Source organism: Aminiphilus sp. (assembly GCF_029975095.1).
Classification (GTDB): domain Bacteria; phylum Synergistota; class Synergistia; order Synergistales; family Aminiphilaceae; genus Aminiphilus.
The window spans coordinates 16,697-28,342 of the sequence record NZ_JARKPW010000165.1 but is presented as its reverse complement, the minus strand read 5'-3'; the positions used below and the strand labels follow the sequence as shown (position 1 = coordinate 28,342).

The following is an 11,646-nucleotide window of genomic DNA, read 5'->3' as shown; positions in this document are numbered from 1 at the left end:
AGAATGCCTCAAAACGCATGATCCGTTGCAAATACTGGATCCGCTGCCCCCGATCTCAGGCGCGCCCTCTCTCCTCCTCCTCTTGGGCGCGCCGGAGATCACGGTCCATCAGGTCGTCCAAAAATGACTCGTATCGCGGGATGGACGCGCGCATGCGCACACCCGCCGCATCCGCCGCCTCTGGGGTCGGGTACCCGGACGTCACCCATATTTCCGGCGCGGTGCACCATCGCCGCGCCGGGTCGTCGTCGTCAAGGTCCCGCGAGACGAGGCCCCACCCGTCATCGTCCCGCTCCGCGATCTCATACGCCGCGGCGCGCGCCAGCGTCGCACGCGCGGCGGCGTAGGTGTCCGCCCAGACTCGCTCCGCGATCTCGGCCTCGTCCCGCGCTCGCGCTTGAGCACGGGAAAAAATCGTGTACAGTGATAGGATTGCAAGGATGAGCGCGATGTGCGGGCACATGGCCGCCCAGACCAGCAATCCCAAGGCATCGCGGCCCGATATCGTCCCCGCACGATCGCGCCAGCGGAATTGCCCCTGCTGTGCGTATCGGGTCATTTCGCGAACTGCTGCGGTGACTGCATCCGGCACGTTGCCCGGCAATGGATCGCCAAAATCGAGGTGCCGCATCGCCGCGATGGCATGCGCGGCGGTAATCTCTTGTCCCGCTGCCCGTCCCGTTGCCCGTGCGCCCGGGAATTGCTGCGGCAATTGCCTTTGCGCGGACAATTGCGCGGCCCGTGCCTCGTTATCCGCGGCGAGCTGCGCCGCGTGGCGGCGCATACGCTCCGCGGCGGGGGAGTCATCGGTCACCCGCGGGGCCTCTTGTCGCTGTTCGCGCGGCTCTCCGCGCGGACGCAGGCCCGACCTGCGTTTGCGCGGCGTGGCGTTGGCGGTGTTGGCATTGATGGTATTATGTTTTTGATCATTGTCCTTGTGCATTGTGTGCACCTCCTGCGTTGTTGGTGGTCTTATTCCGGCGGCGGCGGGATCAGGGTGCCGTCGCATCTGATGATCGGGTCCCGCATCACCGCGTGCATTATCCGACAATACGGGCTCGGGGTATCGTCGCCCTGGACCTGGTACCACACCGCGTGCGGACATTGTCCGCACGCCGTCGCCGGCGCCCCGCTCCGGAGCGGGGTACCCGTCGTAATCGTATCGGTCGTACTCGCGCCCGCGATGCGGATCTCTCGGTCTCGCAACATTTGCCTCCTCCTCTCGTTCACTTCGGCGGAGATCCCGCCGGAGGGCCAGAACCCTTGCGCCTGCCGCCGCGGCGGGCTCGATGGCCACGCCGCGGCCCGCAAGCGCGAGCTGTGCCGCAGTGGGGCGACGGATGCCGTCGCGCGTGCCCCGTTCGTCGGCCACGGCGTACCCCATGTCGCGGAGTACGCTGCGGAGGCGGTCGCGCACATCGCGATCCTCCGCGGCGAGATGCCGCGGGGACTGCCGCGGTTTTTTGCCGCTGCCACTGCGGCAGCGGACCAAAAGATGTAAATGCGGATTGTCTCCTGTGCCACTGCCACGGTGCAGCACCCACGTCACCTCCGCCGCATCCCCCGCGACGGCACGCACGATGCGGACGATGTCGTCCCGCGACGGCGGCGGAATCGGCAGCGGGACGACGATCTTGCGGGCGATTTTGGCGTCCCGTCGCGCCCGCCCGCCCGCCGCCCAGGCGGGGAGCGGGGCGAGCCCCGTCTCCTCCTGTGCGATGCGGGTCCATCGCGCCCGCAGGGTCCACCGGTCCCCGGGCGTCAGCGCAACGTCCGGCGCGCGGAGATGCCCCCAGCTGACACACTCGCCGGGGCGTAACAAGTACCGCACGTGGTCGCCGGTGGCGCTCGCTGCGGCACCGCCGCCGTGCGTCCATCCCGTCGTTTTGACTATTACTGACCATTCCCGCCCTGGCATCGGCTATCACTTCCTTTTTGCCGGTGCGGCCCCGCCGCACCGGCATGTCTTGTGCCGGTCGCCCGCCGCGCCGGCGGAGCGATCCGGCACACCGCACCCGCCCGCGACAGCGGCTCGGGGGCGGCCGGGGTCCAGGGGGTCCCCCCCTGGCACGGATGCGTTGCCCCTTTGGGGCAACGCTTATCCGTGCGCGCTCCGCGGGCCGGCGCTCCGCGGGCCGGACATCACGATGCCCCGGCGTCTCGGGCAGACGGTGCCGGGACGGCGCGCGGGTCTTGGTCCTGTGCCTGGTCTTGTGGCGGGTATGCTCGCCGCAGGATGATATCGGCTATCACCACGATCGTGCTGCGGATCATGTCTCGCGCCGCGGCGCGCTCGGCGGCCGTGGATCGGCCCGAGCGCACCACGCGATCCGCGGAGATCAGCCGCGCCCGGGCCTCTGCTGCGAGATCGGTCCCGATCGCGGTCTCGATCCCTGCGGCGAGCAGGATCATACCGCGGGTCCGCTCGCGGCGCGCCTCCTCGCGAGCGGACCGCTCCGCGGCAGCGAGTTGCGCTTTGAGCGCCGTGATTTTTTCTTCCGCCTTTGTCCGGCGGCGGCGACGGGTCGTCGGATTTGTCATTTTTGTCACCTCATGTCACCTCACTTGTTTTCTCTGCGCCAATATGCTTTTTTTAATTCTTTTGCAAATTCAGATTTTACAATTGTGCGCCTCCATGCTCTAGTTTTTGCATTTTGTTCTCTTTGTTTTTGCACCATGTCCACGATATCTACCGCAGTTATTTTATTTTTCCTCCAACATTTTTTAATTGTAGATATATATGCTGGACGAAGACTCGTGCAAAACTGTGGGTTTACAAAATATTGATTTGGCGCAAGGCGCCTTAGGTACTTTTTTTTAATTAAAATATTCAAATACTTATACACCAAACTTTCACTAATTTTTAAAGCTTCTGCGGCTTTAGCTACGGATATGTTGATTATGTTATAACTATTTACCCAGCGAAAGGTAACCCCGCACAAAAACCCAAATGCGGCCAAGTGTGTGCAATTTCCATTTCTCAAAAACTTCATCAAATCATCTCCCTCTTTGTATTTTTTAACAAAATTAACATCCTTATCATCGTCAATAATCAGTGCTGTTCTAATTTTACCGTCTTCGGATAGTACAATTTCTTCTTTTGTTTTTAAAATTTTTGAAGTCATAATTATATCTCTTGTTGCGTGAGCGCATCCGCCAAGGCCGCATCCACGGCGACGTATACTTCTGCCGGCGTTTTTCCTCCGCCGCACACGGGCACCGGGAAATTCATTGCAATTAACATTTCAACTCGTGAAAGTGCCAGAGGACCCCACTCCGGATCTGCCCATGTGCCGGGATGCTCGGCGATCCATGCCGCGACTGCGTTTTGGTCCCGTGCGGCTCGCATTGCCGCAAGGCGGCGTAGGTGTTTTGCCAGGTCCTTCGTCATTATTTTTGCATCCTCCTTTTGTATTGTTTTTGTGCATTTATTTGTGCATTTAATGGCGAATTTTGTTCTGCGAGTTCTTTAATATAGTTATCTGCAAAATGAATATATTGGTCACTTGTTTCCGAGCTCGCGTGCCCCATCATTGCGGCTATTTGTTTTCCGGACAACCCTTGTTTTGCGATATGTGTACCATATGCATGCCGTAACATGTATGGACTCATGTTTGGTATATTTAGCTTTCTGGCGACTTTTCTAACGACAAGATACCAAGATGATTCATTTAGTTTTTTGCCGTGCTCGTTACAAAATAGAGTTCCGCTTGGGTTGAAATATTTATAGTTGTCATCAGAATATTTTTTGTGAGCATCGATCAACATTTTTAATAATTTCAGAAAATCCTTTGCGATTGGCAGATACACCACACGCGCAACGCGAGTTTTTGCAACGGTTGCGGGGATGACAACCTCCCGTAACGCAAGGTTGACATCGCCCGCCCGGAGTCCCAGGGCCTCCCCTGGCCGTATGCCCGTGGCATAGCATAATTCATAAAGAGTTAAGTTCCTGAGACTGGTCCAGGCCGGGGACGCGCGATACACACGCCGCAACTCATCCCGGATTGCGTCGATCGCGCCAAAATCCACGCGGTCTACGCGAGGTTTTGCTTTGGCTGGGCGGGGCACATGCTCCGCCGGATTGCTTTTGCGGGTTTTGTCCCGCACGCAAAAATTCCAAAAAGTTTTTAACGTTTTATAAATTTGAACTCGATATCCTTGAGATTTTTCATGGTCTCGTAATTCTCTCTCCAAGCGTTCCTCCTCTCCGGGCGATTCCCACGCCACCTCCTCGCCGAATCTTTCGCTAAGTAACGAGTAAAAGCGCTGAACATGATACGATGTGTGGCGGATCGTCGCCGGTGCGTATCCCCGGCGACGGTACGACGCCGCGTATCGATCCAGTGCCTCCTCCCACGTCATGCGCTCTGTTGCCGCATCAACTCGCAGTCGTAATCCAGTACGTTTTTTGGTCACGCTCTCTCTCACCTCCGCTCCAAAATATATCCGGCGCGCTCCGCGGCGCCGGAAAAACGGAAAAATAGTCCCGGCCGCAGGTTTTTTTGCATTTTGATAATTAATTTGATGTTTTCAATGCGTAAAAAAACAAAAAATGGAGAGACATATTTGTCTCTCCATGCGGGGAACCCTTGACGCTGACGGGTTTTCGGAGGTATAATACCCTTCGTGCTAGACGCCGGGTACGCGCCCGTAGCTCAGCTGGATAGAGCGTTGGCCTCCGGAGCCAAAGGTCTGGCGTTCGAATCGCCACGGGCGCGCCAGTTCTTCCGACGGACGGCCCTCACTCTTTTTCGGAGTGGGGGCTTTTTTGTGCGTCCCGAGGCGTGGGGGCGGGTGTTTCGACCCTCTGTACCCTTCCGGTCGTTCTCGCCTCTTCGTACCGATCCACGTTGCGCATCCTTTCTTCCCCTCGTTCTCGCCTGTCGTTGCTTCGATGGTCTCGGGTTACGTGCGCTCAGGGGGGTGTGACCGTTCCCCCAAAAATCTGCTCAGTTCCAGAGTGGTACAACCGCTCCTGCAGCGATTTTTTCGCCGTCGCCGAACTCCGGGCACCCTGGAAACTTTTTGGGGCAACGTGACGCCTACGGCTCCGAACACCGGAGCGGCCTTGTTGCACGACGCGATGTATCCCCCTCTCCGAAACGTTTTCCTTTGAAAAATTTGCACAACGGAAATTGCTCGCCAAATTTCTGAAATGCGCTAAGATTTTACCGAGACAGGATGCTTTCGGAAATGCCCCGGCGTTCTCGACGTTCGGGAGAAACGGTGTGTTCTGCAAGCGGTGTGCAGAGGCCGGGAGCGCAAGTGTGCCGGTGTGTGGAAGAGGCGAGAGGCGGGCGGGGTTCCCGGAGCCGTCCCTGGAGCGGAAAGCGATGGAGAATGGAGAGGTTGTCCCATGGAGCGGTTCCGACTCGCGGACCTGGTGGATGTCGCACGATTGCAGCGAATGATCGATTCCCTCTATGCCGCCGGGGGGATTTCCGTGACGATCCTCGACGGGGATCGGGAGATCCTGGTGGCGTCCGGAGGACCGGATGCGTGTCTCCGTTACCATCGGGGCAATCCGGAGACGCGTCGGCGGTGCTGGAACAGCGATGCCGCCGCGGAAAAGTTTCTCGCGGAAGTGCCGCTTTCCGGCGGGCAGGAAAAACGGAGATACAAGTGCGAAAACGGGCTCTGGAATGTGGCGGTCCCCCTTGTCGCAAGGGGGATGTACCTGGGGACGCTCTTTCTGGGGAAGTTTCTGCTCGCCGACGAGGAGCCGGACATGGATTTTTTCCGGAGACAGGCCGCCGCATACGGCTTTCCGGAAAAAGAGTACCTCGAAGCCATAGAGGCCGTTCCGCGTTTCTCCTCGGAACGCCTGGACGCCATGCTTCGCTACTACATGGATCTGGTGGCCACCCTGGTGGACCTTTCCCTTGCCAGGATCGAGGCCATGGAGGTTTCGGAGGCGCTTCGGGAGAGCGAGGAGCGGTACAGGGACCTCTTCGACACGCTGGATCAGGGCGTGATCTACCAGAATGCATCGGGAGAGATCGTGGCGGCGAATGCCGCGTCTCAGAGAATCCTCGGTCTCTCCCTTGCCCAGTTGCAGGGCCGCACCTCCATGGATTCCCGCTGGAGTGCGGTCCGGAAGGACGGTCTTCCTTTTCCCGGGGAGGAACACCCGGCCATGGTGGCGCTTCGCACGGGCAGGGCGGTGCGGAACGTTCTCATGGGGGTCTTCAATCCCCAGGAGGAGGCGTTCCGCTGGATCGATGTCAGCGCCCACCCGAGGACACGGCCGGGAGCGACGGACCCGTTCGAGGTCTATACCACCTTCATGGACGTGACGGAACGCTGGAAAGCACTCGAAGCCGTAAAGGAGAAGACCGAGGAGGCGGAGCAGTTCTTCCTGAGCGCCCTCGATCTGCTCTGCATCGCCGACACGGAGGGGCGTTTTCTCCGGCTGAATGCGGAATGGGAGCACACGCTGGGGTACAGCCTGGATGACCTTATGGGGCGTTTCTTCATCGAGTTCGTGCATCCCGAGGATGTGCAGGCTACGCTGGACGTGATCTCCACGCTGGGGAACCAAAAAGAGGTTCTCAATTTCGTCAACCGCTATCGTTGCAAGGATGGCAGCTACCGCTGGATCGAATGGCGATCTTTTCCGGCAGGCAGAAGAGTCTACGCTGCGGCGAGGGATGTCACGGTCCGCAGGGAGATGGAGGAGGCGCTTCGGGAGTCCCGTGACCGGTATCGGCAGCTCTTCGAGAGCATGCTCGACGGTTTTGCCCTGCACGAGATTCTCCTCGACGGAGAGGGAAAACCGCGGGATTATCGTTTTCTCGAAGTGAACCCCGCCTTCGAGCGCCTTACGGGGCTTCGGGGGGAGGACATTCAGGGACGGACCGTGCTGGAGATACTGCCAAAAACGGAATCGCACTGGATCGAGGCCTACGGACGCGTGGCCCTCTCGGGAGAGACGCTGCACTTTCGCAACTACTCCGGAGCGCTCGGCCGCTGGTTCGAGGTCTCCGCCTTCTCGCCCCGTCACGGCCGTTTCGCGACGATCTTCACGGATGTCACCGAACAGGAGCGGGGCCGGGAGGAGCGGGAACGGCTCATCGCGGAGCTGGAGCGGAAGAACGAGGAGCTGGAGCGCTTTACCTACACGGTGTCGCACGATCTCAAGAGCCCTCTCATTACCGTCAAGGGCTTTCTCGGTCTTCTGGAGCAGGACCTTGCCGCGGCGAAACCGGACCTGGTGCAAAAGGACATGGGGCGCATCGGTGAGGCTGCGGACCGCATGGCCCTGCTCCTGGACGATCTTCTGGAACTGTCCCGGGTGGGGCGCGTCGTCAATCCCTCGGCATTGCATTCCGTGGAGGAACTGGTTTCCCGTGCTCTGGAGGCCGTTTCGGGGCGTCTCGCGGAACGCGGTGTGGTCGTGGAGGTGTCGCCCGGGCTGGGAGATGTCTACGGAGACGGGCCCAGGCTGGTGGAGGTGTTCCAGAACCTCCTGGAGAATGCGGCGAAATACACGGGGGAGCAGGAAAAGCCCCGCATCGAGATCGGCGTGATGCGTCGGGAGGATGGAATAGTGTATTATGTAGCCGACAACGGAATGGGTATCGATCCCCGGTATCGGGAGACGATCTTCGGGCTCTTCAACAAACTGGATCCGAGAAGCGAGGGAACCGGCATCGGCCTCGCCCTGGCTCAGCGCATCGTCGAGGTCCACGGAGGGCGGATCTGGGTCGAATCGGAGGGGAAGGGCAAAGGGTCCGTCTTCTGCCTGTCCTTTCCCCCCGCACCACGTGTCGGAGGTGATGACGTGTGAGCGAGGCTCCGTTGACGATTCTCCTTGTGGAGGACAATCCCGCCCATGCGGAGATGATCCTCCGCAGTCTGGCGGAACACGAAGTGGCGAACCACGTGACGTGGCTTGAGGATGGCGAGACCGCACTCGACTATCTGTTCCGCCGTGGAAGATATGCCGAACCGTCCGAATCTCCCGTTCCCTTCGTGATTCTCCTGGATCTGCGCCTTCCCAGGGTGGACGGGCTCCAGGTGTTGCGGCAGGTGAAGGAGCATGCCGTATTGCGGGACATCCCCGTGGTGATCCTCACCACCTCCGAGGCGGAGCGGGACATGGCCAGAGCCTATGAATACCACGCCAACAGTTATGTCGTGAAGCCCCTGAGATTTGACGAATTCGCCGCACTCATGAAGGATTTCGGCTTCTACTGGCTTTCCTGGAACAAGAGACCCGAGACCGAGGTTGGACGGGGCATGCGCGGTGGTGCGCCGGGGAGCGCGAAGGCACCCCCCCGAAGGGCTGGCAGAAGCGGCGAAAGGGAACGACATGGAGAAGCCTCTGATTCTTCTCGTGGATGACGATCCGGGCCACGTGGAACTGCTTCGGCGCTCCCTGGAGCGGGGCGAGGGGGCGTTCCGCTGTGCCGTCGCGGAAAACCTCGCCCGGGCGCGGGAATACCTTGCGGAGCGGCTTCCCGATCTCATCCTCGCCGACTACCGTCTTCCCGACGGAGTGGGAAAGGACATCATCCAGGATGCGGCGGGACGTGTCCCCGTGGTGATCCTCACCAGCCACGGAGACGAACAGCTCGTGCGGGACATGTTCCAGGCGGGGGTCTTCGACTATGTGACCAAATCCCCCGAATCCTTCGTCCTCATGCCGCGCATCGTCGACTGGGCACTCCGGGAATGGCGGAGCCGCACCGCCCGTCAGCGGGCGGAGACGGCCCTCATCGAGCAGGGGCGTTTTCTCAACGCCCTCATGGAAGCCATTCCTCTTCCTATCTTCTACAAGGACGCCCAGGGGTGTTATCTCGGGTGCAACAAGGCCTTCGAGCATTTCACGGGTTTTCGGCGACAGGACATCGAAGGGAAGAGCGTCTTCCTTTTTCCCCAGGAATTCGCCGAAATCTACCGCGATCGGGACGAGGAACTGCTGCGGCGACACCCGAGCATGCAGACCTACGAGTTTCGCATGCCCGGAGCGGAAGGCGCGGAGCGGGAAGTCATCTTCTCCAAGGCCACCTTTCCCGACGCGAAGGGGGACGTGGCGGGCATCGTCGGCGCGGCTCTGGATATCACGGAGCGGAAGAACATGGAAAAGAACCTCCGTCGTTCCCTCGAACAGAATCAGATCCTTCTTCGGGAAGTGCATCACCGGGTGAAGAACAACCTCCAGGTCGTCATCTCTCTCCTCTCCCTCCAGCTCGCGGAAGTGACGGAGCCGCATCTCCGGGACGTGCTCCTGGAGAGTCAGTCCAGAATCCGCGCCATGGCGCTCATCCAGGAGCAGCTCTACCGGGAGGGAGATTTTTCCCGTCTGGATTTTCACCATTATGTCTCCAGCCTCGTCTCCCAGCTCATCGCCGCCTACCGGATGGAGGAGCGCCCGGGGAGCCCCGCACCTCGGATCGAGGTGGAGCCGGTCTCCCTGACGCTGGAGCAGGCCATTCCCCTGGGGTTGATCCTGAACGAACTCGTGACGAACTGCCTCAAGCACGCCTTTCCCGAATCGTGCCCGCGACCGATGGAGGAGCGGGAGATCCGCATCGGCCTGCGGTGCGAGAGCGATCACGTCCTGCTGGAGGTGGCGGACAACGGCATCGGCCTGCCCCCGGATCTGGAGCAGCGAAGAACCCGCTCTTTGGGGATGCGCATCATCGACACCCTGACCCGGCAGCTTGAGGGAGTCGTGCGACTGGAGGACGAAGCCCGGGGCGGTGCGCGGATCCGCGTGCTCATCCCGGCGCTGCGCGATGCGACGTGAGCGGGGGGCTCAAGGGGGAGAGACGCTTCTCCGCCTCGCGTTTTCCCGAAAAGGAATCGCAGGAACGGCGCCGCTCCCGGGAGCGGTGCGTTGCCTTCGGCGGGAATTGCCTGTCCGGAGGAAATTCGGTATGACAACAGCCGGCGGAGCCTGTTCATGTGTGGTCGGATGTCTCCGTCGGAGAAGTGTGCGTGCCTGATCGCGGTGCGCCGGAGAAAGTCGGAGGGAGGCGGCAGTATGGAAGATCGGCATGGAAAGGACGACCGGGAACATGGCAGGGGAACGCTGGCCGTGTGGGGAGGCGAGACGCCGCTGAAGGGGGGCGCTGCCACGCAGGTTCCGGTGGTGCACAGCGTCGCCTTCGGGTACGGAGACGTGGAGGAGTGGCTCGACGTCGCCCTGGGAAAGAGGGCCGGGCACATCTACGGCCGGAACACCAACCCCACGGTGGCCGCCTTCGAGGAGAAGATCCGCCTGCTCGAAGGCGCCGAGGCTGCCACGAGTTTTTCCACCGGCATGGGCGCCATCTCGGGGTTGCTCTTCGGCCTGCTCTCCTCGGGCGCACGGGTGGTTTCCCTGAAGGACACCTACGGCGGAACGAGCAAGGTTTTCCTGGAGTTCTTCCCCCGGGTGGGCATGGAGGCGGTGCTCTGCGACACGACGGATTTCGGCGCCATCGAGGCGGAGATCGCCCGGGGCTGCGACCTGCTCTATCTGGAGACTCCCACGAACCCCACCATGAAGGTGGTGGACATCGCCCGCCTCGCCGGGGCGGCGAAGAAGGCCGGTGCCGTCGTGGCCGTGGACAACACCTTCGCCACGCCGATCAATCAGAACCCCCTCGCCCTCGGGGCCGACCTGGTGGTGCACAGTGCCACCAAGTATCTGGGAGGCCACGCGGACGCGCTCGGCGGCGTGGTCTGCGGCAGGGCGGATCTGGTGCACCGCATCTACCACTACCGGGAGATCACCGGAGCGACCCTGCATCCCATGTCGGCCTACCTGCTGCTCCGGGGCATGAAGACCCTCGAACTTCGGGTGTCCCGACAGAACGAGAGCGCCCTTGCCCTGGCGCACTTCCTTCAGGGGCATCCCAAGGTGGAGAAGGTCTTCTATCCCGGCCTGCCGGAGCATCCCGGGCACGATGTGGCCTGTCGCCAGATGCGGGGTTTTTCGGGCATGCTGAGCTTCCTCGTCCGGGGCGGCTTCGACGCGGTGAAGCGTCTCCTGCCGAACCTCCGCTACGCCCACCTCGCGGCGAACCTCGGCGCGGTGGAGACCATCGCCGGGCCGCCCGCCACGACGAGCCACGTGGAGTGCACCGTGGAAGAGCGCGCCGCCCTGGGTATTCCCGAGGGGCTGATCCGCTATTCCGTGGGTATCGAGAACGTGAGCGACCTCAGAAACGATCTGGAGGAGGCCCTGGCGAAGCTCTGACCGTTCCGCCGGAGGTGGCAGGGGGCTCCGTCCTGTTTTAGGAAAGAGTTCCCCGTGCCCCGCCGCGTGGAAACCGTGCGTGCGTCTCTGCATGCGTACTCCTGCCGTTCGCGTCGCCGCCGGAATGTACCGATTCCGGCGGCGACGTTCCTGACCGATGACTGTGGTGGCGACTGGTGTCCAGTGTGGTTTGTGCCCTTCCTCGAATCGTTCCCGAAAGAACGAGGCATCCCTTCCTTTCTGTTATACTTGTAAAAACAAAGGCATTCGACTTTTTCTCCGAAGTTTCTCCTCGGCGACACTGTTCTTCTCGGTTCGCGCATTCGGGTACGACATCCCGGAAACGCGTTGCGGCACTTCTTCACGGAGAGCGGCCGCTCTTCTTCCATTTTTCGACAACGGTGATCCGCCGCACACGAAAACGACGTGTTCTCGGACCGCTTCCGTAAACC

At 61.0% G+C, this 11,646-nt stretch carries 9 protein-coding genes and 1 tRNA gene; 5 read left to right on the top strand and 5 right to left on the bottom strand.

The window, feature by feature from the left end; all coding sequences use genetic code 11:
• Positions 1–55: 55 nt before the first annotated feature.
• From Q1K49_RS10300 to Q1K49_RS10280, 5 genes are all read right to left on the bottom strand, one after another.
• Positions 56–943: a hypothetical protein gene (locus Q1K49_RS10300; RefSeq protein WP_300525760.1), complete on the bottom strand. Its 888-nt coding sequence runs from the start codon at positions 941–943 to the stop codon at positions 56–58.
• A gap of 1,199 nt (positions 944–2,142) precedes the next feature.
• The gene (locus tag Q1K49_RS10295) at positions 2,143–2,541 is read right to left on the bottom strand and encodes a hypothetical protein (RefSeq protein WP_300525758.1); all 399 of its coding nucleotides are present in this window, start codon (positions 2,539–2,541) and stop codon (positions 2,143–2,145) included.
• A gap of 20 nt (positions 2,542–2,561) precedes the next feature.
• Positions 2,562–3,125, bottom strand: coding sequence for a hypothetical protein (locus tag Q1K49_RS10290; RefSeq protein ID WP_300525756.1), 564 nt, complete (start codon positions 3,123–3,125; stop codon positions 2,562–2,564).
• A 2-nt stretch (positions 3,126–3,127) separates the two neighbouring features.
• Positions 3,128–3,391 (bottom strand): hypothetical protein, encoded by a 264-nt coding sequence (locus Q1K49_RS10285; protein WP_300525755.1) that lies wholly within the window; start codon positions 3,389–3,391, stop codon positions 3,128–3,130.
• Complete coding sequence (locus Q1K49_RS10280) at positions 3,391–4,419, bottom strand: tyrosine-type recombinase/integrase (protein WP_300525753.1); 1,029 nt, start codon at positions 4,417–4,419, stop codon at positions 3,391–3,393. The genes Q1K49_RS10285 and Q1K49_RS10280 overlap by 1 nt, the downstream gene beginning before the upstream one ends.
• Positions 4,420–4,647: 228 nt before the next feature.
• Between Q1K49_RS10280 and Q1K49_RS10275 the strand changes: the two genes are divergently transcribed.
• The 5 genes from Q1K49_RS10275 (at position 4,648) to Q1K49_RS10255 (ending at position 11,194) form a co-directional block, all read left to right on the top strand.
• A tRNA-Arg gene (locus Q1K49_RS10275) sits at positions 4,648–4,724 on the top strand.
• Between the two features lie 635 nt (positions 4,725–5,359).
• A complete protein-coding gene (locus tag Q1K49_RS10270) occupies positions 5,360–7,792 on the top strand; it encodes a PAS domain S-box protein (protein ID WP_300525751.1) in 2,433 nt (810 codons plus the stop codon).
• Positions 7,789–8,349 carry a response regulator gene (locus Q1K49_RS10265; protein WP_300525749.1) on the top strand — a complete coding sequence of 187 codons (561 nt, stop codon included), beginning with the start codon at positions 7,789–7,791 and terminating at the stop codon, positions 8,347–8,349. The genes Q1K49_RS10270 and Q1K49_RS10265 overlap by 4 nt, the downstream gene beginning before the upstream one ends.
• Positions 8,318–9,757, top strand: coding sequence for a histidine kinase dimerization/phosphoacceptor domain -containing protein (locus Q1K49_RS10260; protein ID WP_300525747.1), 1,440 nt, complete (start codon positions 8,318–8,320; stop codon positions 9,755–9,757). Before Q1K49_RS10265 ends, Q1K49_RS10260 begins: the two co-directional genes overlap by 32 nt.
• Positions 9,758–9,994: 237 nt before the next feature.
• Positions 9,995–11,194 carry a cystathionine gamma-synthase family protein gene (locus tag Q1K49_RS10255; protein ID WP_300525745.1) on the top strand — a complete coding sequence of 400 codons (1,200 nt, stop codon included), beginning with the start codon at positions 9,995–9,997 and terminating at the stop codon, positions 11,192–11,194.
• Positions 11,195–11,646: the final 452 nt, after the last annotated feature.

Coding starts and splice junctions, on each gene's coding strand:
- Q1K49_RS10300 (WP_300525760.1), bottom strand. CDS start 943: ATGCACAAGGACAATGATCAAAAACATAATACCATCAATGCCAACACC.
- Q1K49_RS10295 (WP_300525758.1), bottom strand. CDS start 2,541: ATGACAAATCCGACGACCCGTCGCCGCCGCCGGACAAAGGCGGAAGAA.
- Q1K49_RS10290 (WP_300525756.1), bottom strand. CDS start 3,125: ATGACTTCAAAAATTTTAAAAACAAAAGAAGAAATTGTACTATCCGAA.
- Q1K49_RS10285 (WP_300525755.1), bottom strand. CDS start 3,391: ATGACGAAGGACCTGGCAAAACACCTACGCCGCCTTGCGGCAATGCGA.
- Q1K49_RS10270 (WP_300525751.1), top strand. CDS start 5,360: ATGGAGCGGTTCCGACTCGCGGACCTGGTGGATGTCGCACGATTGCAG.
- Q1K49_RS10260 (WP_300525747.1), top strand. CDS start 8,318: ATGGAGAAGCCTCTGATTCTTCTCGTGGATGACGATCCGGGCCACGTG.
- Q1K49_RS10255 (WP_300525745.1), top strand. CDS start 9,995: ATGGAAGATCGGCATGGAAAGGACGACCGGGAACATGGCAGGGGAACG.